The following is a 23172-nucleotide window of genomic DNA, read 5'->3' on the forward strand; positions in this document are numbered from 1 at the left end:
GTAACAGTTGATCTAGTGAGAATTCTATCGTTGAAACTGACTGGACTCGCGAATGACGATTTCTCCGGATAAATTTACTGTAATCGGAATATGACTATTGTCTTTTAGCCTGCGCATCATCAGTTCAATGCTGATGTTGGCAATTTCCTCACAGGGTTGCCTCAAAGATGTTAATGAATGTTTGAGGTGTTTAGAATACTTCATGTCATCATATCCGCAAACTAAGACGTCTGAAGATATTTCCACTCCCTGAGCATCCAGCGATGACATTAAAACGGCAGCAGTGGAGTCATTTGCACAGATAATACCGGTCTTCCCTGGAGTTATCTTCATTTTCTTAACAAAGTCCAAATCCTCAGGATTGCCGCAAAACAAATTATTAGTCGTAAAGGAATGTCCCTGCTTTTGAACCAAGTCGCGAACTCCGGAAATACGTAAATCAATAGAACTCGCAGAATCGGGGCGATAGAAAAAATGCAGTTCTTCACATCCCTGATCAAGTAGGTGTTTAGCCATCACAGAACCGGCATTGAAATTATCAATGGATACCACATCGAATGTACGGCGGTCCGGAGAAATCCGGATATTCCGGTCTATTAGAATTAACGGGATGTTGGCTTCTTGTATTGCCTCGCAAATCTTCAGGTTCAACTCATCTGCATCCGGCACTCTTTCCAAAGGCGAGAAGAAGATTCCATCTACTCTTTTGTTGATATAGCTTTCACAACAGCTTTCGATCAGCGATTCCCGGATTTCAGCACTGCCTGCTGTTGCGCCCTCCCATAGACAATTAAAACTTCCTGTTTCCGATCGGCCTAACAGCTGATCGTTAATAATGGAGAATATCTCCGATTCACCAGCTCCTGGCAACAGCAGGCCGAAAGTGTGGTTAGTATTTGCATGTTGATGGGTGACAACTGTTCCAAGCCCTTTGGTTTTCAGGACAAGACCTTCGTCTTGTAGCTGATTGTATACTTTCGCAATAGTGGGTCTAGAAACAAGATATTTTTGAGCCAGTGTTAGTTCGGCAGGCAGCATTGAGCCTGCAGGGAATCTATCCTTATGAATTTGATCTTTTAATGTATCGTAAATTGTTTTGCTGCTAATTTTACCCTTCATATCTGTAGGCAATTTATAATGGGTAGTTTTCAAATGTAATATTTATATTTAAAATACATTACATTAATGTAGATAAAAAAACTAAAATGCATTTCACAACTCATGTATAGATTAAAAAAACCTCACAAACATGACGTTTATCCCATTAAAACTAACTATACCTAAGCCATTATTTACATTCAGAGACAATATTGAAATCCTAAAATTGTTATCATCAACATCATTACAACACATAACATATTCTTTATTAGTGATTTATATTTTTTTAATTTGTTTTAAAATCTTATTTCCTGACTTGTATTTTTCAAATCTTATCATGAATCGATTTAAATGTAAACATAATGTAAACAAAAAACACACATTCAAGCTTGTTCGTGTTAAGTAAATTCATACAGTTGCTGACAGTATACTAGTTATAATATGCAATACAAAAGTATAAATATGCACTTTGTACTTAAGGAGGCAGGGCAAACGCATTAAAATTTCATGAGTACAAGCAAACAATTGAGATCTAAAGCGGCAATGTTCATTTTCCTCCTTATACTGATATTCTTTGTTTGATCATTTTTGAGAATATTTAGCGCTACTTTATTAGCTAAAGGGAAGTTTTGTACTGCATTTTTATTTCTTTTTCTGTCAGCGTCTTCCTGAAAATCAACATCTAACGCCCAATGTAGCTTATTTTCTATTTCCCAATGTCTTCTGATATTCTGCTGATAAAATGAAGCATTATCTGGTTTGCTTCCAATATAATATCGTATTTATCTAATGAAACTAAAAAAATGATGAAAAAAAATGTTCGACCTATGTTCGACCTAAAACAAAAAGTCTTTTAGCTTTATAGCTAAAAGACTGATTATCAGGGTGGAGAATAGCGGAGTCGAACCGCTGACCTCTTGCCTGCCAGGCAAGCGCTCTAGCCAGCTGAGCTAATCCCCCGTTTTGGCTATAGGATGGCAAAAGTAACTAATTTTATAAGCCCTGCAAATTAAATGTGTAAATAGTGTGTATTTGCACATTCAATTATAAATCTCTATCTTGACGTATAGTAATAACCTATGAAAGCTTGGAAACAGTCGATCGGCACAATTGATATCTTATATTGGATAGGTATCATTATCGCTATTATATTCTTTAGCTAATGTCTCCAGCTCCATACTGATTAAAGCAGCTAGACTAGAGCCTCCTTAACCTTATCCCAGTTTAATTTGATGATAGGTATTTTGAAGCCGTCAACTAGTAGAAGATATCCACCATCTTTACGTACCCAACTTTTAATAAAGAATGTGTTTATTCGATGTGATGATGACTCCTTATGAAATTGGCAAAGACGATCGAACTGCCCTGGGCTTCATTGGGTTTCCATCGTAGCTGGATATTACCTAGTTATTGCCTATTACATACCTCTTTTGCTAATAAGTACCGTTTTGCGAACCATGTAATACTCATGTACGAGCAAGGTACACAGCAGCTATAAAGGTGTCAGTATAAAGTATAAAAAGGAAAGTCGTTTAAAACAGCACGTTTATATTGCATTAAGACTCATTTAAAGAGATAAATAGACTACCTTTAACAGCTTATAGCAAAATTAATTATGGATTATGAAGAGTATTACAATTCGCTTTTAGGTGAATTGACAAGGGCGACAGTAGTGTTAAAGGAATATAGTGACTTAGAAGATTTTTTCGCGAATTCTTCCAGGAATAAAGTGACTTACGAAGCTTATGTTTTAAGCTCAATGCCAATAGGTATTTCAGATATTGTTTACATCATCACATCTGGAAATATCTCGTTAAAATTTGATACCATACTGCACAACACACTTAAGAACAACAACCGTCTAGCCTTTACGAAAGGTGTGCTTAATTTGTTCAAAAATGAAAAGACAAAAATTCTGAGTATTTTTAAATCACTGGTGGAAATTTCAAATGAAATGCAACTGAGAGATCTTTTAAATGACATCGGTGACTCCCTAAACAAAAATGAATACAGGTTGACAAGACTGAAAGAATTAATGAGAAAATAAAAAAAGGCTACCAATTGGTAGCCTTTTCTCTTATTGATTTATTTGTTGTGTTTTATTAGCGGCGTGTTACTCCTGGTATCTTAACCGTAACTTCATAAGTTCCAGGGACAAAAACCCTGAAAGAAAAACGAGCGTTACAAGAATACTGGCCATCAGGCAAGGCAGGATCATCAAAATGAACAAACTGTGTTGGAATACGATAGTAGTAATTGAATCCGTTACCCAATGAAGTCAATGGAAAAGGAACCGTCCCGTAGATGAACTCCATTCTATCAGCGAAATTAGTTACGCTCAAACTATAAAGATCCATAGTTTGCAAAAAACCTGTAGATGTACCTCCCACTGGTCTACGGCCTATTTCTCCTGCTGCTGCATTAAATGGGACCCCATTTTTGTCTGTAAGACGAACTATGATTTTATCAGGGGAATCAGATAGTTTTTTTACCGTGGTTATCGTTGGCGAGAGCACTTTTGTAGTGGTTTCTGCCCCAACTTTCATTGCAACCTGACTACCAGCGGCCGGTATTTCGAAAGGTGCTGCCGGATTTAGGTTAAATTTACCAATTTTCGGATACACTTTACTACCAGCCGAATTAGAAACTTCAAGATCAAAATCATATTGTCCTAAAGGAATATTCAACGTAGCAAAATTAGCCTCAAGCTGACCGCTAAACTCATTGATGGAAATTGGATATACTAGAGAGTCTTTACGTTTGGCATCTATTTTTTCTAAAGTATTGTCAACTTTCGGATCATATAAACCTGTCCATACTTTAATAGAATACTTCTTTGCAAAGATATCGTCGACATTCTTGCCAGTAGCACGATCATAAACATGAAGTAACTTCACCTTTATTGGCATAGCTGAACCGTCAAGTGTCAGTGCAGTACTTACTTTCACAATTCCCTGTGGCACAAGAATCGGAGTCTCTTCATAACGGATATTAGGACTTAGAAACCCATCTGGAACCTTTTTACAAGCTATAGCAATTGCAGATACAGTAAGTACAAGTGCGAGTGCTTTTATAATTAATTTTTTCATTTTTAATACTTTTTATACGTGAATAAATATTAAATACTCAGTTACCGTGCAAAAAACAGTCGATGACTATTGGAAAGTACATGAACTATTCCTGTAGTAGATTCAACTCCAGACGTTTGTACTAAAGTACGTGCGCCAGTAGTATTAGGAATTTCTTTTGCTACGAATGGCTCTGCTAAAGGTTTATACAAGTAGGTATAGTACATTACCTGAGGTAAAACGGTACTGTTTGAATTGTATCCTAAGTTAACATCATCTGTGGATTCGTAAGAAACAACAGCTTGAGCATTAGTTTTTTGCGTGCTGTAAATCTTTCCGTTTTCTGTAGACTGGGCGAAGCTTACTACAGAAGGCAACATATAAATGTTAAGAGAATCAGTAAAACGAGGCAATTCATATTTAATGATTGAATCCACCGTCCATTTTTTGAACGGATCTACCTTTTGCACCAATATACTTCTGTATTCACAATAAGATCTGATTGCATAGTCAGTCGGGGCAAAGAATGTCATCCCCTGTTTATTTATCTGATCTTTAATTCCAGCTTTATCTACTATTAATAGCAGAGTATCAAACAGCCCTCTGTTGTTGCTCTTAAGAAAGTCGTAAGTGGACATATTGACTTTTGTATTGTGTATAGTACCCCCTACGAAATAGTCGTTCTTTTTACAGGCGGAGAAAAACAGTCCCGCGATTATCAGAACAAATAATATGCTATATATTTTTTTCATTTTATTCAATTTTAGATTCTCACCCTGTTAATTATTATTCCACCACTCATTCTGAGTTAGCAATTCATCCTGCTTAAGCAATGTCCTCATATCTAATGGCCAGAAGTAGCCTTTCTTCGCTATGCGATCATTAGAATATTGAGTAGGGAATCTTTCTTGTATCTGCTTTTGCTTTGTATCAGGATATTCTATTCTGATTAAATCGAACATATTGACACCTTCACCAATTAACTCACGAATTCTTTCATTCATTAGTTCAGTAAGGAAATTAGGTTCATTAACTTGAGGCGCTGGTAGCGGGGGTTGCACTATAGGATAAGTATTGCGACCAGCTCTAACTCTAATTACATTTAAATCAGACAAGGCATCACCTAATTTATTATTCATATATCTTGCTTCGGCACGTAATAAATAGACATCAGCTAAACGAATTAAAACAAGATTATTGCTAACGACATAAGTATTTGCTGCGTTAGGATCATAATAATTTACGTTGGTATACTTTGTAAGCATTCTATTTGTACCGCCTCCCTGTGCCTGCTCGGTAACTGCGTCATACCTATCATCTGTATGGTCTGCATCAAAGATATCTGTCAAAAGATCCGGATTAAGCAAGAAGGTACTATTTGCGTTCTTGTTATTGATATATGGAGAAGTAAGGAACCTTCCGAAAAATGAAGAATTGGCTTCGTTGTTGACCGCATCGAATTTCATGTTCAATTCAAAGATGCTTTCCTGAGAATTGCCCATCCAGATATTCTTATAGTCAGCCATGGCTTCTAAACTTACCGGGCTGTTATTAATCACGCTATCACAGTATTTTTCTGCGTTAACATAATCTTTTTGCCATGCATAAATTTGGGCAGTTAACGCGAGCACTGAAACCTTGTTAGCGCGTGTTTTATTAGCTAAATTGTCCAGCATAGAAGTAGCCGATTTCAAGTCGCTTAAACAGTAAGCAAGGGTTTCGCTTTCAGGACTTCTAGGCACTGGAGGCACATTTGTAGGATCTTTAATCGTTTCCTTTGTCAAGATCACATCACCCCATACCCTCTGAAGATAGAAATAAAGGTAAGCTCTTAAAAATTTAGCTTCGCCAATCATTCGTTTTTTCTGCGCCGCTCCTCCTGAATATTTGCTATCTGGAATCCCTGGAGCTTTTTCAACGATTTGATGGCATTGCGTAATTATTGCATAAAACCTGCTCCAGTTCTTTACGGATCCCTCTAAATAAGGAGCATAGTTAAAATTAAAGCCCCCAGTCTCTACAAATGTATTGTAGTTCCAAAAATCACCGCCGAGTTTGATATTATTTGCCGCTATATCTCCGAAAATAAAATAGCTGTTATCTGCTCTGAAGGCATCACGCAACATACTATACGCTCCTGACAAGGCTTTGTTAACATTGGCCCCGTCTACCCAGAATACCTCATCATAGGTAGCGTTCTCGGGAGCAAGATTTATCTGCTTTTTACATGATGGGAATACCATGGCTAGTGCCAATACAGCTATTCCTATGATCCATGTTTGTTTTATAATTTTTTTCATCACTTTCTCTGTTAAAGATTCGATCTAAAATGTTACTTCTAATCCTAATGTTACTTTCCTAGGCAATGGATATGAACCTCCCGAGTATTCACCCTGAGGCGAAACTAACTCAGCGTCTGGAACACTTGAAGACTGGAATGTTAAGATGTTATCCATGATTCCATATACTCTAGCTCCTTTAATACCTAATTTACTTACCCATCTTGGCTCAAGTTGGTAACCAACAGTAATGGTCTTAATCTTGAAGTAATCGCCTTTTTCATTCCACATGGTACTGAAAGGCAAGAATTGATAAAAATTAGCTGAGTAAGGACTCAACGATGGAAATCCTGCATTGTAATTAGGATCTAATGCTTTTGTTGGCGTCCAATAATCCACCTCACTTAAGTCAGGCAGGCGGCTGTTTGCAAAGTTTGCGATACCTCCAAAGTTAAATACATTGGCATACTGATTAGATTTAAAGGTATTGATGATATCACGTTTGAAAGTAAATATACCTAAAACACCTAAAGAGAATCTTTTCCAGGTGAACTCATTGTATAAACCACCTGTAAAGCGTGGATTTGGGTCTCCGGTTTGCACTAAATCCCCGTCCTGTGCTCCTTTATCTTCATCACTCCATACATCATAATCTCCGTTGACGTCTTTCCAATTCGGATAGCCTGCCAGACCTGGGTAATTTCCTTTGAAGTAAGTAATCTGTTTACCCGTAATTGGATTAACAGGAATGTCCTGTAACCTGTTATAAACTCCCTCGTACAACATCTGTGACCAGCCATAAATAGGACCACCCACCGTAAACAACAAGTTCTGGTTGTAATCTCTTGAACTCATAGAGAAACTACGGTTGCCATACGGTAATGATGCAATCCTATTTCTATTGTAACTGATATTCAAATTGGTAGTCCATTTTAACGGACTCTCGTTTCCTAAGTTTCTTGTTTGAATGGAAAGATCCATACCTTCATTCAAAATCTTCATAGGTACGTTATATGACAACTTGGTGTAACCTGTATAGAATGGGAAATCAAACTGGAAAATTGGATTTTTTGTCTCTTTACGGTAAACATCTGCTGTTATATTTACACGATTACCAAACAATGAGACATCTGCGCCAATATTGGTCTGGCTTGATTTATTCCATGTTAAGTTTGGTAGCGTAAGTGGCTTTGTAAACGAAGGCATTGCGATTGACTCTCCATCATAAGTAGTTTGCGGGGTAGCCCAAACGTTAAATGGCGCATAGAAATCGCTTGGCTGAGTACCAGACAAACCGTAGCTACCTCTGATTTTTAAATTAGAAAGCCATTTAACATCTTTTAAGAAAGATTCATCTGAAGCAATCCAACCCAACGATACAGCTGGAAAAGTTCCCCACTTACTGTCTTTACCGAATCTAGAAGAAGCGTCGGTACGATAAGAAGCATTGAATAAGTAACGTCCAAGGTAGTCATATGAAAATTGCCCTGTGAAGGAAAGCATGGCAGATTTTCTCAGATCAGAAGATCCAAAAATATTCTGTTGCGTTACACCTTGAACTACTTGTATATCATCTGTTGGGATATTTGTACCATAAGCATAGGTTCGTTTTACATTATTGTAATCGTACGATTGGATACCCACTAAACCGAAATTATGTTTACCGTCGGCAAATGACTTGTTGTAAGTTAAGATGTTTGCTAAATAATAGGAATTATTGATATTATGGTCACTTTCTGCAAATGACACTCCATTCGCGTCTAATTCTTTTGGCTGAAAACGATCGCGGTTATCTAAGATTGCACTAGCTGATGCCTGTAATGAATATTTGAATCCTTTAACGATATCAACATCTGTTTGTGAATACAAACTAATCTGATCAGTCTGGTTATCATCCCTCAACTTATCGTACTGACCATAATAAAAATCATAGTCAGACTCACCTAATCTCACAAAAGACGCAGGCATAGAACTTGCACTGATTGGCACGATCTGATTGATCCCTCTTCCCAATCCTCTTTTCCTATTCATTCTGGCAGCAGAAACAATTAAATTTGTTTTAGCTCTTGATGATAATTTAAAATCAAAATTACCGCGCAAACTATAACGGCTAAAACCTGTATTTCTTACGATTCCGTCTTCATCATAATAATTTAATGACAATCTGTAGTTCATAATGTCTGAACCTGCTGAGATATTCACATCGTAGTTACTTACTTGTCCGGATTTATAGAACAAATCCTGCCAGTCTGTAGCATTGTTATAGCTTGGATTTAAACTATCAGTCAACATTTGAGGAATATTTGCCAATTGGTTATAAGTTCCGTACTCCTGCAACAAACCCATTTTCTGACGACGCTCTTCTGCTCCGGCAACTGTACGTTGTAGTTCAGGACGCTGCGTTAAACCTGTGTAATACGATAAACGTACAACTGGTTTTCCATCCAATCCTTTTTTTGTTTTGATAACGATAACACCGTTTGCACCACGTGAACCCCAAACTGCAGTAGCTGCAGCGTCTTTTTGGATTACGATACTTTCGATATCATTTACGTTGATACCTGCAATCGCATTACTTCCTGTGGCGTTAGAGCCTGCAAGATCCGCGATTGACAATGGTATACCATCTATAATATATAATGGAGAACTCATGGTATTGGCCAGGTCGATCTCGCTATTAATGTCGGTAGAAATGGTTGTATTACCCCTTACAGTAAAAGTATTCCTTGCTCCCGGCTCACCAGTAAAGCTCTGGATGTTTACACCAGCTACCCTTCCTTGTAACAAGGACTCGAAACTAGGTGCAGGTAAATTCTCAATCTGTTTTCCGCTGATAATCTGTACGGCACTGGTCGTTTTACGAACCGATTGTGTTTGGTAACCAATGATCACCGCTTCTTTCAGGTTATTCTGAGTCGGCTGTAGTTTGACACTAAAATTTTTCTGAGCGCCAACTTTGATGGTCTGTGCATCATAACCTATATAAGAAACAACTATAGATGATTCTGTGCTTGCCACAGTGATTGAAAAATCACCATTGGCTTGTGTTTGGACTACATTGCCCTGCACGCCAACTTCTCTTACAGATGCTCCTGGTAATGGTTGTCCGGCTTCATCAACTACCTTTCCGGTAATGACAACTGCGGCAAACTCAACCGCAGTTTGAAAGCTGGAAAGTAAGGACTTCCTTTTTTCCTGTACAATGATGGTCTTGGTATCCAATGAATACTCAAAAGGTTGATTTGCAAAGCACAACTTTAACGTTTGCTCCAATGTAGCATCTGTAACATTTATGTTAACAGGCTTTGCTTTTTTGATGTCGGTAGAATTAAATATAAGGTCGTAACCTGTTTGCCTTGTGATTGATTTTAATACTCTCTCCAGAGAAATATTCTTTTCAGACAAGGTGACCTTGTTTTGTGCTAAGGTTGACGCACTTACTTGTAAGATGGTCAACATAATTAATACTGCTGAAAGTTTCATGGTCAGTAAAATTTTCTTCTTCATATAGGTGGCCCTACACGAATTAAAATCGTATATTTTCATACATTTGAAAAGTTTGGGTCAATGAAAATGAAAACAGATTCCACGCCGTTTCATATTCATATTTGGTTGATAGTTTTGTTTACTGCAATATATTAGAACCAATAATCCACACTTCATAACCGGTGGCGCAGCAAACGCTGCCGGTTTTTTAGTAAGATTATGCTAAGTAAATGTTATGGCATAGCTATAATCCTCCTTCCCTGAACTTCAAAGTTTATTTTTCTTGTTAGTTGTAATATCCTTAATACGTCATAAAGGTTTTTAGATCTTGATATCTTTCCGCCTAATTTAATGTCGCGAAGTTTTTCATCGCAGACAAATTGTACATCATACCATCTCGCAAGTTTATTCAATAAAATACCTGCTTCTTCATTTTCAAAAACAAAGTCTCCATTCTTCCAGGCCACTACAGTCTCAACATCTACAGCTTTAACCTGAAACTTATTTTCTTTAAGTACCGCTTGCTCACCTGGCTTAATGAAGTTGCCCTTGTCGTTATTTAATAACCCCACCTTCACACTACCTTCTAAAAGCGTAGTGAGTACCTCTTTTTCATCACTATAAGCATTGACGTTAAAATGGGTTCCAAATACCTCGATTTGTTGCTTATCTGTAATTACTTTAAAAGGTTTAGTCTTGTCTTTTGCGATTTCAAAATAAGCTTGCCCCGATAATTCTACCTTGCGCTCTTTAGCCACAAATTTTGTAGGATATCTTAACGACGACGCTGCGTCAAGCCAAACTTCACTACCATCCGGCAAAGTGATTTGATATTTACCACCCTTTGGTGTCTCAATTGTATTGTATGATATTCCTGCTTTTTTTGTTTTGTCAGTTTCTGTAACTGTATAGTGCAAGTGACCGTCCGCTGTTTTTTCAATTTTGATACCGGACTGATTTGCAATCTGCCCATTCGCTTTATCATCCAGATCAATCTTAGTTCCATCGGCAAGTATAAGGATGGCTTTATCTGTCCCAGGAATGATCTGTTTAGCCTTAGAGAGACTATTAAGGTTATCTTTAGACTTCTGAGGTTTTCCACCATTAAAAGTAAAATACAACATGGCTGAAAGGGTAAACACAATTAAAGCAGCCACTGCTAGCTTTGACCATAAGATAATTCTTTTAGATCCGCCAGCCGACTTCTCGAGAGCACTCCATATTTCCAATATATCAGACTCAGTCTCCGCCTCAGAAAGTGTTTTAACCGTTGTAGCCCTGTATTTTAAATACCAACTTTCTACCAAAGCCTTTTCTGCCTCAGTGCATTCTCCTGATTCGTATTTCTTTAGTAAATATTTTACTTCTACTTCCTGCATGTTTTTCTTGATCCCGCTAATTATATACTAGACAGGTGAAGCACCCTCTAGGCCCAGATGAAATTAAAAATATTTTAAAAAAAATTTAGAAAATTTAATTGTAGAACAAAAAAATGAGAAAAAACAAGGAGCCTAGTTTTACTCTTAAAATTTTTAAAGCGTTATTAACCTGGTTTTTAACTGTTTTTTCCGAAAGATCGAGCTTCTGAGCGATTTCCCTGTGGGAGAGATTTGCCTTACGGCTTAATTCAAAAACTTCACGCATTTTATCAGGCAAATTTGAAATTTCCTTTTCAATCAGGTTTGCAAGTTCGCGTTCTCGAACAAGGTGGTCTGTAATCGCTTCTTCTTTTCCGGCAAAATCCTGGAGGGAAACTATATAATCTGAGGCCACTTTTTTATGAGATATCGCATTCAATACCCGGTTTCGGATTGCAGAATACAAGTAACCTGAAAGTGTGGTACTGATAAAAATGTTGGTTCGTTTAGACCATAATACAGCAAAAAGCTCTTGGACTGCATCCTTAGCTTCCTCCCTATCATGCAGCTTAGAGAATGCATGTCTATACAATACACCCGTATACCTTTTGTAGATTTCAGTATAGGCCATTCTATCCCCCACCTTCAATAAAGAAGTAAGTTCCCAGTCTGAAAATGTATTGTAATCTGACATTTTAAGTATTCCCTTATACGAATGTAACGTTTATTTCACATAGATTTCATAATGTATCATTATTTTTAGCTCACAAAAAACCTCCTTTACAACTGTGTTTAAGTCGTAAAGGAGGTATATTAATTAGTATCGTCTAAATAATCAGTTTCAGGACAGTAAATGTGGCCTTTCTTTATAGACTTTCCATAAAAATTCTCCAAAAATTGTATTTGCCCATGCAAACCAGGATCTGGTAAAATCTTTAGGGCTATCTTTATGAAATGACTCATGCATAAATCCTGTACCTGCATGACAACCTTGCAATGTTTGCAAACATTGCTTAATCTCAGCATCACTACTGCTGGTCAGTCCACGCATTACCACGGCAATCGGCCATATCCTGTCGATACCAGTATGCGGACTTCCAATTCCTTTCCCTGCTTTTCCTTCAAAGAAAAACGGATTTTCTAATGAAAGGATCAATTTACGGGTATTTATATATACCGGGTCGTTTGGCTTTACCGCACCCAGATAAGGCAGAGCCAGCAAACTTGGCACATTGGCGTCGTCCATAATATTGAAACTTCCATATCCATTAACTTCAAATGCATATACTTTTCCAAACTGAGGATGGGTTACAATCGCATATTTTTGCAAAGCATTTTCTACTTCTACGGCCAGGGCACGGCATTCCGCTACTAATGCTGCATCTTTGTGAACAGCCTGAAGTATCTCCGCAGCCTGTTTCAGACTGACTACTGCAAAAAAATTTGAAGGCACCAAAAAGTTATATATAGTTGCGTCATCACTGGGACGGAAGGAAGAACAGATCAAACCTACAGGCTTCACGGGATACCCATAGCCACTCAGAGGAACACCGTCTGTCGCCCAGGCAGTTTTACGCTGAAAATGATAAGGTCCTTGACCATTTTTTCTTTGCTGCTCTTTAAATGTTTTTACGATCAAAGCTATTGCATCTCTCCATTTTGCATCAAAAGGCGTCGTATCACCAGTAATTTTCCAGTATTGATAACTTAAACGAATAGGGTAACATAAAGAATCTATCTCCCATTTGCGTTCGTGAATACCAGGCTTCATATCCGTAATATCTGTCTTCCACTCGCCTTCTTTGGTTTCATCACCATAAAATGCATTAGCATAGGGATCTTTGTGAATACATTTCACCTGGTGATTGATTACACCTGCAATTAAATCATGCAACTGCTTATCGCCTTTTACTAAAGGTAAATAGGGCGTGACCTGTGCTGTACTGTCGCGCAGCCACATAGCGTCTATATCACCTGTAATTACATAGGTATCGGGTTTACCATTTTTTTCCGTATAGGTTACAGTGGTGTCCAACGTGTTTGGAAAACAATTTTCAAACAACCATCCAAGCTCCTTATTTTTAACATTCTTCTGGAATTCGGCAATGGCACTTTCTACTGCTTTGCTTTGAAAATGTCTTTTTGAGGCTGGCACCCTCACTACAGGGAAATCGGGTGCTGCTGCAAAAGATAGTTTATTAGCCATCAATCCTGCAGCTAAAAGTCCTGTGTTTTGTAAAAAGATTCGTCTCTTCATAATGCTATTTGGTTAAAGAAAAAGGTCTGTCTTCAATACCAGTACCTCTTTGTAAATTAGGTTTATTACTCATTTCAAATTTCAAAATACCACCATTAACGATATCGCTATGAGTGATAAAATTCTTTGTATATGTCTTACCATTTAAGGTTGCTGCACTAATGTAATAGTTTTCCCTGCTATTGTTGGGTGCCTCTATGATAAACTTTTTGTTGTTTTCCAACGAAATGGTAATCTTGCTAAACATTGGGCTTCCAATTACATATTGGTCGGTTCCAGGGCAAACACTATAAAATCCTAGTGCGCTCAGCACATACCAGGATGAAGTCTGTCCTTGATCCTCATCACCTGGATAACCATTTTCTGTAGCATCATATAATTTATACATTACTTCTCTGGCCCGGTATTGGGACTTCCAGGGCTGCCCGGCATAATTGTATAAATAAATCATATGCTGAATAGGTTGATTGCCATGCGCATACTGGCCCATATTTGCCATTACCATTTCTGTCATTTCATGTATAAGCCCTCCATATGTACCAACTTTCACTTTGTTGGGAACGGAAAATACGGAATCCAGTTTAGCAGTGAAGTTCTGCTCTCCATGCATCAGTTCTATCAGACCTTTTGGATCTTGAAATACAGACCATTGATAGTGCCAGGCATTCCCCTCTGTAAAAGGCCCGCCCCATTCTATCGGGTCAAAATTTGGAACCCAGCTACCATCTTTCTGTCTGCCTCGCATAAAACGACTTGAGCTATCATATACATTTTTGTAGTTGTACATCTGCTTACCAAAGATGTCTGCATAGAAACCATTATTAGTCATCTTTGCAAGATTATATCCACAAAAATCATCATAGGCGTATTCCAGTGTTTTAGCTGTCGCCTCCCTGTATTCGGGATAAGGCACATATCCCAACTGATAATATTCTTTCCAGCCATGCCTTCCATTTGCCGGACCCCATGGACCTTTATTTGTTGCTTCATGCAGGTATGCTTTCAATGCCTCTTTTGGATCAAAGGTTCTAATTCCCTTAGCCCAGGCATCTGCGAGCACTGAAATGGCATGATTACCAATCATACTTCCTCCTTCACCCGGAAAAGACCAGGAAGGCAACCAGCCACATTGCTCATAGGCCGCCAATAAAGCCTGCATATAACGCCCGTGCATTGTTGGCTGCATGATGGTATTTAGTGGAAATTGTGCGCGAAAAGTATCCCAGAAACCTGTATCAGTAAACATGAAACCATCATGAATCTTACCATCATAAGGACTGAAATAGTATGGTTGCCCTTCTTTATTGTATTCAAAAAATTGTCTGGAGAATAAGCTTGCGCGGAAATAGCATGAGTAAAAAGTCGCCTTATCTGCTTCGGTTCCGCCCTCGACAAGTATTTTACCCAGATGTGCATTCCATATTTTTGCTGCTGCAGACTTCGATTGCTCCAAAGTTTTGTGATTGCCCAACTCAGTCTTGAGATTCAATGCAGCTTGCTCCTGACTAATGTATGAAGATGCTGTTTTAACCTGAATAGTTTCTCCTTTTCTAAATTCCAGGTATGCACCTTTACCTTTACCTTCAGCATTCGTTTGATCACTTAGAATGCTATTATTGGTATTGTCCCAAATGCCATGTGCGATAAATGGTTTGTCAAATACAATTTCAAAATAACTTTTTAGATTGTCGGTAAGTCCTCTCCCGTTATGCACGTAACCCGTAATTTTCCTTTCCTTTGTATTTATAGACACCCCACTCATCCCCGTATACCCATCAAGTACAAGAAAACTACGTTCGCCTTTAGGGAAAGTAAAGCGTAAGTGAGCCCCCCGTTCTGAGGGTGAAATCTCAGTGATTACATTATTATCGAGTTTTACTTTATAATAATGAGGCTTGGCAATTTCGTTCTTATGATCAAAGCCTACTTCTCTATCATTTTCATTAACTGTCAGTTTCCCTATTCCGGGCATCAATGAAAAAACGCAATAGTCGTTTGTCCAGGAACTGCATTGATGGGCCTGCTGAAAGCCTCTGATTGTTTTCCTGAAGTACTGGTATTTCCAACCATCCCCATTTCTACCGGTTTGAGGGGTCCAGGTATGCATTCCAAAAGGCAAAGCCGTGGTAGGATAAGTATTGCCTCTTGTAAGTTCATGTTTAGAATTGGTTCCTTGTAAAGTATTTACATATTGAACAAGATCTTTTTCCTGTGCAAGTGCCGTACTCATCAAAAAGGAAAGCAAAATCGGGATTAATTTAAGTTTCATTCGTTTGTGTGGTTACTCCTTATTTACCTAAATATAAGGATTAGGTTTGTTATAAAACGTTTTAGTATACCAATAATATGAAATTAAAATAACTTATAAAAACAGAAAGGTGATTGTATTTTAAACAATCACCTTTTTCCACTAATAGGGAACAATCTTATTTATCGTAGTGTACGAATCAGTTGGAATCTTCTCCGAGATAGGATACTATTAAGTTGGCAGTCCTTTCGGAAGCACCTGCGGCACCCATCTTCTCTGATAAGAGTTGATAATCGGCTAACATTTTGGCTCTGTCCGGACCATCGAGGATCGACTTTAAGTGTGAGCTAATATTTTGCGTATTGCAATCTTCTTGAATTAACTCCTTTACAACCTCATGATCCATAATCAAATTTACCAATGAGATAAACCGAATTTTGACCAGCATCCTTGCAATAGCTACTGAAATCTTCCCGCCACGATATACAACAACCTGAGGAACATGAAATAGGGCTGTTTCTAAAGTCGCGGTTCCTGACGCAACAACTGCGACCTTTGCGATGTTTAATAGATTGTAAGTTTGGCCGAAAACCAGGGTAACATCACTTGATTTAATAAACTGCTGGTAGTAACTTTCATTAAAACTCGGCGCCGCAGCCACCACAAAATGATAATCCGGAAATGCATTTCTTATGCTGAGCATATCTGGCAACAAGCGTTCAATCTCCTGTTTACGGCTTCCGGGAAGTAAAGCCACTACTTCCTTATTCTTTAAATTGTATCTTTCTTTGAATGAAGGATCAGGTTCAAATAATGCAATCTCATCTAATAAAGGATTTCCAACGTAGTCAACATCCATCCCCCATTCTTTATAGAAGTCGACCTCAAATGGCAAAATGCAAAATAAACGATCTACAACTCTTTTTATCTTCAAAACTCGCTTTTGATTCCATGCCCAGACCTTTGGTGAGATGTAATAACACACCTTTATACCATTCTCCTTTGCAAATTCTGCAATTTTAAGATTGAAGCCAGGAAAATCGATAAGGATCAATACATCGGGCCGATATGCAAGTATATCCACTTTGCAGGTTTTTAAATTCTTTAATATGGTCGGCAGATTAAGAATTACCTCTGTAAAACCCATAAAAGCCATTTCTGCATAATGTTTTTTTAGAACACCTCCTTCAGCAAGCATTTTATCTCCACCATAATACTGAAATTCAGCATTGTGATCCTTCGTTTTTAATGCTTTCATCAGATTTGCACCATGTAAATCTCCAGACGCCTCTCCTGCAACAAGATAGTATCTCATAATTGATTGATCTTATAAAAAAAGAAAATGAAAGCCCATAAGAAAGTCGCACTGATGATTCCGCGACCAAGCTGATCTTTATCCTGGTTAAAAAAATAATGCATGAAAAAGGCATTTACCGCAATACAACCAATTAATAATAGATCGGCTTTAGCTAAGAAAGCATACTTATTCATGAAGTACCAAACAACGGCCACTAATACTCCGGGAATTACAATCCCTATTCCCAAACCGATCCAAACGGAATTCTTCATATCAAACTTATTAAGCGCTATCCCAATGAAGAACCACCTGGGGTTAGGTGTTTATTGATTTTGGAAACAGGCTTCTGTTCCATTCCCTCAACATCAAATGTCCAGGTATTTAAAACTGGAATTGCGTGATGTGCTGTCAAGTCAAATTGTACCGGAACGACAGATACAAAGCCATTTTCCAATGCCCATACATCTGTATCCTCGCCCTTGTCATAGTTCTGAAAAACCCCGGTAAGCCAATAGTAAGGACGTTCGTAAGGATCTTTGCGTTCGTCAAATTCCTCTGCCCATTTTGCATTGGCCTGCCTACATATTTTTATTCCTTTTAGTCCATCTCCATTAGGAAAATTAACATTAAGTAAAGTCGCTTGTGGTAATCCGTGCTCTAAAACCTGTGAAGCAATAGATTTAATGAATTTTTTACAATGACTGAAGTCTGCTTGTTGAGAGAAATCATCCAGCGAAAATCCAATAGACGGAATTCCTTCAATGGCTCCTTCAACTGCTGCAGACATTGTTCCCGAATAAATGACATTAATAGAGTTATTTAATCCGTGATTAATACCCGAAACACATAAATCAGGTTTCTTACCCTTAAATATCTTATTTACGGCCAATTTTACACAGTCGACCGGTGTACCGGAACACTTATACATTTCAACAGCTGGATATAAATCTACACGATCAAAACGTAAAGGCTTTCCAATAGTAATGGCGTGTCCCATACCCGACTGAGGACCATCTGGTGCGACAACAACGACATTGCCTAATTCTTTCATTACATCAATCAGGTTTTTAATTCCCGGTGCAGTAATGCCATCATCATTTACAACTAGAATATTTGGTTTTGAATATTGTTTCTTCATCTGTATAGTTCTTTAGTAGTGTAACTATCATGACTTCATAAGCCGCTATGTCTCCTGCATTTTTAAACAAAAAAGTTAAAGAAACGCATACTGTGCAGTTTAAAAAACCATGACAGTTTCATATCTGTAAAAATACAAGAATTCAGTTAGAATTTTCTGCTTTCCGACTATATTTGACAGTAACTTATTGAACTTTAAACTGTCATATATCTATAACAGCTTAATAACATAAAAAACTTATAATGAAAAGCAAATTTTTACTCCTGGCCTGTTTTCTAATTACAGGATCAGGCTTGATGGCTCAAAACACATATCAGTGGAAAACAGCCACATCAGCTGGTTACTCTTACAAATATGTAACCAATGATCCGACAAAATTAAGGTTTTACACTTTGAAAAATGGCTTAACGGTAGTTCTTTCACAAAATGTTAAAGAACCAATTATTGAATTCCGATTGGCTGTTCGAGCCGGCAGTAATACTGATCCACGGACAGCTACGGGACTGGCCCATTATCTTGAACATCTACTATTTAAAGGCACAGATAAGTTCGGCACCATGGATTTTACTAAAGAAAAACCATTGCTTGACAAAATAGATGCGTTGTATGAAAAATACAATAAAGCAACAGATCCAATCAAAAGAAAGGAAATATATTCCGAAATAGATAAAACATCAGGGTTGGCGTCTAATTATTCTATAGCGAATGAATATGATAAAATGATGAAAGCCATCGGGGGACAATCTACCAACGCCCATACATGGTATGAAGAAACCGTTTACAATGAGGATTTCCCATCAAATGCTACGGATAAATTCCTTGCCCTACAGGCTGAACGGTTTCGAAATCCGATCTTTCGAATTTTCCATACAGAGCTTGAAGCTGTTTATGAAGAAAAAAACCGTGGCTTAGATGAGGACTCCTGGAAAATCAATGAAAAAACTTCTGCACTTTTATTCCCAACGCATAACTATGGCCAGCAGACTACGATAGGAACTATCGAACATCTGAAGAACCCGTCATTGATTGACATAAGAAAATATTACAACAAGTATTATGTGCCCAATAATATGATCATTGCTATGGCGGGAGACTTAAATCCCGATGAAATGATTAAAAAGGTCGACAAATCATTCTCTTATATGCAACCTAAACCTGTAGAATTGTACAATCCCACTCCTGAAAGGCCTTTGACACAAATTCAAAAAGTGGACATTTATGGCCCCAGCGCAGAGAGTGTAAACGTAGCCTACAGGGGATATGCAGAAAACAGCAGACAAAGTATGCTCCTTGACCTCATATCAAGCATCTTAAATAATGGAAAAGCGGGTTTGTTCGACATTAATTTAAACAAACAGCAAAAGGTATTGCGGGCCAGTGCAAGCTACCAACAGATGAAAGATTATGGTATTTTTGAATTGACTGCACAGCCTAAGCAAGGGCAGTCATTGCAGGAAGCTCAGCAATTGCTGATGGATCAATTAGAGATCCTAAAGAAAGGAGAATTTGATGAAAGCCTGATAAAGGCAACGGTTGCCAATAGTAAATTGGGATTGCTGCAGGCTTTCGATAGTAATGGCTATCGTGTGGAGAGTATTACAAATGAATTTATATTGAATCGCGGCACAAAATGGGACAAATCATTGAGTGGGCCGGATGAGATGGCAAAGATCACTAAACAACAGATCGTAAGTTTTGCCAAAGAGTTTTTTATAGATAATTATGTAATTGCGTATAAACACAAGGGAGAAGATAAGACCATTGTCAAGGTCGAAAAACCAATCATCACTCCGATAAATACAAATGCATCTTCAACATCTGACTTTACTAAGGCTCTTCTATCAGCACCTAGTAAGCCTATCGCGCCTAAATTTCTGGACTATAAAAAAGACCTCAACCTCGGTAAAACAGGTATAGCTGATGTGATCACTATACAAAACACAGAAAATAGCATTTTCCGTTTGTCTTACCGGTTTGATATAGGTTCATGGAACTACAAGCTACAACCATATGCAGCACAATACCTTGCATTTTTAGGCACAGATAAATATACTGCTGAAGAAATCAGTAAGGAGTTTTACAATATTGCCTGCAATTATAGCTTCAATGTAGGGACAGAAACTACTACGATTAACATCAGCGGGCTGCAGGAAAATTTTGAAAAAGCCATGTCTCTAGTAGAACATATTTTCGCCAATTGCAAACCCAATGAGAAAGCGCTCGAAGAACTTAAGAGTCGCATTCTTAAATCAAGAGAGAATAATAAATTAAATAAAAACGCCATCCTTGGAGGCCTGATGGCTTATGCTCAATTCGGATCAGATAACCCTGTAAACTTTACTTTAAGTAATGAGGAGATTAAGAATATTACCTCAGAGCAATTATTAGATATTCTGCACCATGTTAACAACTATAAGCATACAGTTACTTATTACGGACCTAAAACACTAGCCGAACTTAGTGCAAGCATAAGTAAATTGCATACATTACCTAAAGAGTTTGAAATAGCCGCTCCAACAAAAAAATTCAATTATACCAATACCACAACGAATAATGTATATTTTGCCGACTATGACATGGTTCAATCTGAAATACGCTGGGTAAGGAATGGAGGTCTCTACAATCCGGACCTCGCTTCAAAAATCACCTTATTTAATAGCTATTTTGGTGGAGGAATGGGTTCTATTGTCTTTCAGACTATCCGCGAATCTAAAGCTCTTGCGTACTCAACTTTCGCAGTTTATTCTTCTCCAGACAGCAAAACTAAAGACTATGCAATGATTGCTTATGTAGGCAGTCAGGCAGACAAAATGAATGATGCAGTCAAAGGAATGAATGAGTTGTTAAATGACCTGCCTGAATCTGATAAATCGTTTGAAGCGTCGAAATATAATGCTTTAAATGCTATTGAAACCAGTCGAATCACTAAGGACGATATTATTCAGCGTTATTTTTCAGACAAAAAATTAGGATTGGATCAGGATTCCAGAATTAAGGAATATAATGGTTTAAAACCCCTGACTTTTGCTGACATAAAATCCTTTCACTTGAGTAATGTGGCAAATAAACCATACAATTATTGCATAGTGGCATCAGAGAAGAGCGTAAAGCCTGATGAATTGCAAAAATTCGGCAATGTAAAAAAATTAACTTTAGAAAATATCTTTGGATATTAAACAAAAAAAAGGCCTGATGTTTTAAGCATCAGGCCTTTTTTTCGAAACTATTTATCACCACTCTTGTTCATTGGGTCTGTTCATTCGACCAAAATCTTCACTTCTGGTGGTTTGTAAAAGACGTTTATAATCTTCCAATAGTGCTATGTATTTTTCCATCCAGTAATATATCGATTCCTGAGAAATATGCTGATGGCCTCCTCGCGTATTTAAATCGTTTTCTGCAAGCTTAATTCCTGAATTATAAAACTCTTCCTCAAATTCTTTTGAAAAATCGTAGTTAATTACCTGGCCGATGGCACAAATTACATCCAGGTGCAATTTTTTTTGTTGAAACCAATTATACAATGTTCTTCTGTTTACCTTCATCCGCCTTGATAATTCGCTGATGTTAATGTTTTGACGACGAACCGCATGTTCAACTATTTCTCCAGCATTGATTACTTCCATAGCTTTGCAACTAAAAATTAATACACTATTGATAAAAAAAATGTTAAACGCTAGGGACGTTCTTTTAGATACTAATTTAAAATCAGGAAAGAGCTAACACATTAGGTAGATGCGGAACCTTTAGTAAAACTAATTATTAAAAGGAAACTAATAAACCTACTGATGCTCAAAATTTTGCTGTAGGTGCTCAGAAGTTTATATAGAATAAACAATCAGACCACCAAGATCTCCTGCTTCAGTATACCATTGTCTGATAATGCACTTAAGCACCCGATTGTCCGCAACCCCATGAATATAGTATTCACCGCCACAAAGGGTAATACCACCATTGAGATATTTGGTTCTAACCTTTTCCATATCATCTGCCGTACCTGGAAAAAAATTAAAAATGCTTTGCCCGATTAATTCAACATTTGTAAACCTAAAATCAAAAGCCCATTGCTTTGAGACAACCAAATAATTCATATGTTTGTCTAGCATAGCAACAGCCAGTGGAAACTGCGTTATTAGAATTTTATTCTTTTCATTGATGTCCTTAGCAAAATCAGAATTAAACTTTTCTACTGTACGGTCATTAATATACCTCTTAAAACAAGAAGTAAAATTTGCCGGATTAGAAAATCCCAGCATCATGGAAATTTGCTTTTTACTACACCCTGTTTTCTCAATATACTGTTCAGCAAATTCCATTTGAAGTTTGCGATAATACAAATAAGGACTTGTATGAAACGCGTGCTTAAAGTCACGCATCAATTTTGAAACAGATATGAAGTGCAAATCAGCTAATTGTTCGATGGACGGGAAATTCGATAAAATTTGAGATTTTAGATATCCTGCAACCTCATAAATCTTATTATTTTGAATGATCATGTTCTGAACACTCTTGGATTCACCATTCAAATATGGAATTCTCAACTCCGTATCTTGGTTCTGCGCTGTGAACTGCTTAAAGTTTGTAATATGAGCAAAAAAACCAACTACTTGACCATCCTCTATATCCGGATAATAAGTAGCTATGATACTGTATCGCTCACCAGATTGCAAGTAAATTTCTGATTCATAGTTTTGTGAATGACCATTTAAAACACTTTTGATATATGGATAATGCAGGTCATAGGCTATGCCTAACAGCGTTTTCAGGTCTGTTTTCCCTATTAGTTCTTCAGAAGGCTTGTCGATTAGTTTGAAGAATTCTTTATTTGCAAACCTGCAAATTAAATTCTTATCCCAATAAGATAGCAAGTTAACCTTATCGGTTTCTAGTACACTTGAAAACATATTAAATCTGGATGCCATTTTCAAAAAGTTATACTATCC

17 protein-coding genes and 1 tRNA gene are annotated in these 23172 nt (G+C 37.5%); 2 read left to right on the plus strand and 16 right to left on the minus strand.

Annotated elements, in window-relative coordinates; genetic code table 11:
* Positions 1–24 precede the first annotated feature (24 nt).
* The 3 genes from FA047_RS19075 to FA047_RS19085 form a co-directional block, all read right to left on the minus strand.
* Entirely contained in the window at positions 25–1152 is a 1128-nt protein-coding gene (locus FA047_RS19075; RefSeq protein ID WP_205943356.1) for a GntR family transcriptional regulator, read from the minus strand.
* 443 nt (positions 1153–1595) lie between these two features.
* Complete coding sequence (locus tag FA047_RS21145) at positions 1596–1880, minus strand: ISAs1 family transposase (protein WP_136837790.1); 285 nt, start codon at positions 1878–1880, stop codon at positions 1596–1598.
* A 104-nt stretch (positions 1881–1984) separates the two neighbouring features.
* Positions 1985–2058: transfer RNA gene (locus FA047_RS19085), tRNA-Ala, on the minus strand.
* A gap of 655 nt (positions 2059–2713) precedes the next feature.
* Between FA047_RS19085 and FA047_RS19090 the strand changes: the two genes are divergently transcribed.
* Positions 2714–3145 (plus strand): hypothetical protein, encoded by a 432-nt coding sequence (locus FA047_RS19090; RefSeq protein WP_136837693.1) that lies wholly within the window; start codon positions 2714–2716, stop codon positions 3143–3145.
* Positions 3146–3200: 55 nt separating this feature from the next.
* Here FA047_RS19090 and FA047_RS19095 read toward each other — a convergent pair whose 3' ends face one another.
* The 11 genes from FA047_RS19095 to surE form a co-directional block, all read right to left on the minus strand.
* Positions 3201–4187, minus strand: coding sequence for a DUF5007 domain-containing protein (locus FA047_RS19095; protein ID WP_136837694.1), 987 nt, complete (start codon positions 4185–4187; stop codon positions 3201–3203).
* A gap of 41 nt (positions 4188–4228) precedes the next feature.
* Positions 4229–4918, minus strand: a complete 690-nt coding sequence (locus FA047_RS19100; protein WP_136837695.1) for a fasciclin domain-containing protein — start codon at positions 4916–4918, stop codon at positions 4229–4231.
* 27 nt (positions 4919–4945) lie between these two features.
* Complete coding sequence (locus FA047_RS19105; protein WP_136837696.1) at positions 4946–6466, minus strand: RagB/SusD family nutrient uptake outer membrane protein; 1521 nt, start codon at positions 6464–6466, stop codon at positions 4946–4948.
* A gap of 24 nt (positions 6467–6490) precedes the next feature.
* Positions 6491–9952: a SusC/RagA family TonB-linked outer membrane protein gene (locus FA047_RS19110; protein ID WP_169304461.1), complete on the minus strand. Its 3462-nt coding sequence runs from the start codon at positions 9950–9952 to the stop codon at positions 6491–6493.
* Between the two features lie 212 nt (positions 9953–10164).
* Positions 10165–11310 (minus strand): FecR family protein, encoded by a 1146-nt coding sequence (locus FA047_RS19115; protein ID WP_136837698.1) that lies wholly within the window; start codon positions 11308–11310, stop codon positions 10165–10167.
* Between the two features lie 94 nt (positions 11311–11404).
* Complete coding sequence (locus tag FA047_RS19120; RefSeq protein WP_136837699.1) at positions 11405–11983, minus strand: RNA polymerase sigma factor; 579 nt, start codon at positions 11981–11983, stop codon at positions 11405–11407.
* Positions 11984–12130: 147 nt separating this feature from the next.
* Positions 12131–13546 (minus strand): glycoside hydrolase family 125 protein, encoded by a 1416-nt coding sequence (locus tag FA047_RS19125; RefSeq protein ID WP_136837700.1) that lies wholly within the window; start codon positions 13544–13546, stop codon positions 12131–12133.
* A 4-nt stretch (positions 13547–13550) separates the two neighbouring features.
* Positions 13551–15815 (minus strand): GH92 family glycosyl hydrolase, encoded by a 2265-nt coding sequence (locus FA047_RS19130; protein ID WP_136837701.1) that lies wholly within the window; start codon positions 15813–15815, stop codon positions 13551–13553.
* 178 nt (positions 15816–15993) lie between these two features.
* Positions 15994–17109, minus strand: a complete 1116-nt coding sequence (gene lpxB, locus FA047_RS19135; RefSeq protein ID WP_136837702.1) for a lipid-A-disaccharide synthase — start codon at positions 17107–17109, stop codon at positions 15994–15996.
* Complete coding sequence (locus tag FA047_RS19140) at positions 17106–17363, minus strand: stationary phase survival protein SurE (protein ID WP_136837703.1); 258 nt, start codon at positions 17361–17363, stop codon at positions 17106–17108. Before FA047_RS19140 ends, lpxB begins: the two co-directional genes overlap by 4 nt.
* A gap of 17 nt (positions 17364–17380) precedes the next feature.
* Positions 17381–18229, minus strand: coding sequence for a 5'/3'-nucleotidase SurE (gene surE / locus FA047_RS19145; RefSeq protein WP_136837704.1), 849 nt, complete (start codon positions 18227–18229; stop codon positions 17381–17383).
* Between the two features lie 242 nt (positions 18230–18471).
* Here surE and FA047_RS19150 point away from each other — a divergent pair, with 242 nt between their 5' ends.
* The gene (locus FA047_RS19150) at positions 18472–21405 is read left to right on the plus strand and encodes a M16 family metallopeptidase (protein ID WP_136837705.1); all 2934 of its coding nucleotides are present in this window, start codon (positions 18472–18474) and stop codon (positions 21403–21405) included.
* Positions 21406–21459: 54 nt separating this feature from the next.
* Here the strand turns inward: FA047_RS19150 and FA047_RS19155 are convergent, their stop codons facing one another.
* Complete coding sequence (locus FA047_RS19155) at positions 21460–21855, minus strand: hypothetical protein (RefSeq protein ID WP_136837706.1); 396 nt, start codon at positions 21853–21855, stop codon at positions 21460–21462.
* Between the two features lie 195 nt (positions 21856–22050).
* Positions 22051–23151, minus strand: a complete 1101-nt coding sequence (locus FA047_RS19160) for a helix-turn-helix domain-containing protein (RefSeq protein ID WP_136837707.1) — start codon at positions 23149–23151, stop codon at positions 22051–22053.
* Positions 23152–23172 lie beyond the last annotated feature (21 nt).

This window comes from Pedobacter frigoris (assembly GCF_005116445.1).
In the GTDB taxonomy this organism is placed as follows: Bacteria; Bacteroidota; Bacteroidia; order Sphingobacteriales; family Sphingobacteriaceae; genus Pedobacter; species Pedobacter frigoris.

Coding starts and splice junctions, on each gene's coding strand:
- FA047_RS19090 (WP_136837693.1), top strand. CDS start 2,714: ATGGATTATGAAGAGTATTACAATTCGCTTTTAGGTGAATTGACAAGG.
- FA047_RS19095 (WP_136837694.1), bottom strand. CDS start 4,187: ATGAAAAAATTAATTATAAAAGCACTCGCACTTGTACTTACTGTATCT.
- FA047_RS19100 (WP_136837695.1), bottom strand. CDS start 4,918: ATGAAAAAAATATATAGCATATTATTTGTTCTGATAATCGCGGGACTG.
- FA047_RS19105 (WP_136837696.1), bottom strand. CDS start 6,466: ATGAAAAAAATTATAAAACAAACATGGATCATAGGAATAGCTGTATTG.
- FA047_RS19110 (WP_169304461.1), bottom strand. CDS start 9,952: ATGAAGAAGAAAATTTTACTGACCATGAAACTTTCAGCAGTATTAATT.
- FA047_RS19115 (WP_136837698.1), bottom strand. CDS start 11,310: ATGCAGGAAGTAGAAGTAAAATATTTACTAAAGAAATACGAATCAGGA.
- FA047_RS19120 (WP_136837699.1), bottom strand. CDS start 11,983: ATGTCAGATTACAATACATTTTCAGACTGGGAACTTACTTCTTTATTG.
- FA047_RS19125 (WP_136837700.1), bottom strand. CDS start 13,546: ATGAAGAGACGAATCTTTTTACAAAACACAGGACTTTTAGCTGCAGGA.
- FA047_RS19130 (WP_136837701.1), bottom strand. CDS start 15,815: ATGAAACTTAAATTAATCCCGATTTTGCTTTCCTTTTTGATGAGTACG.
- lpxB (WP_136837702.1), bottom strand. CDS start 17,109: ATGAGATACTATCTTGTTGCAGGAGAGGCGTCTGGAGATTTACATGGT.
- FA047_RS19140 (WP_136837703.1), bottom strand. CDS start 17,363: ATGAAGAATTCCGTTTGGATCGGTTTGGGAATAGGGATTGTAATTCCC.
- surE (WP_136837704.1), bottom strand. CDS start 18,229: ATGAAGAAACAATATTCAAAACCAAATATTCTAGTTGTAAATGATGAT.
- FA047_RS19150 (WP_136837705.1), top strand. CDS start 18,472: ATGAAAAGCAAATTTTTACTCCTGGCCTGTTTTCTAATTACAGGATCA.
- FA047_RS19155 (WP_136837706.1), bottom strand. CDS start 21,855: ATGGAAGTAATCAATGCTGGAGAAATAGTTGAACATGCGGTTCGTCGT.
- FA047_RS19160 (WP_136837707.1), bottom strand. CDS start 23,151: ATGGCATCCAGATTTAATATGTTTTCAAGTGTACTAGAAACCGATAAG.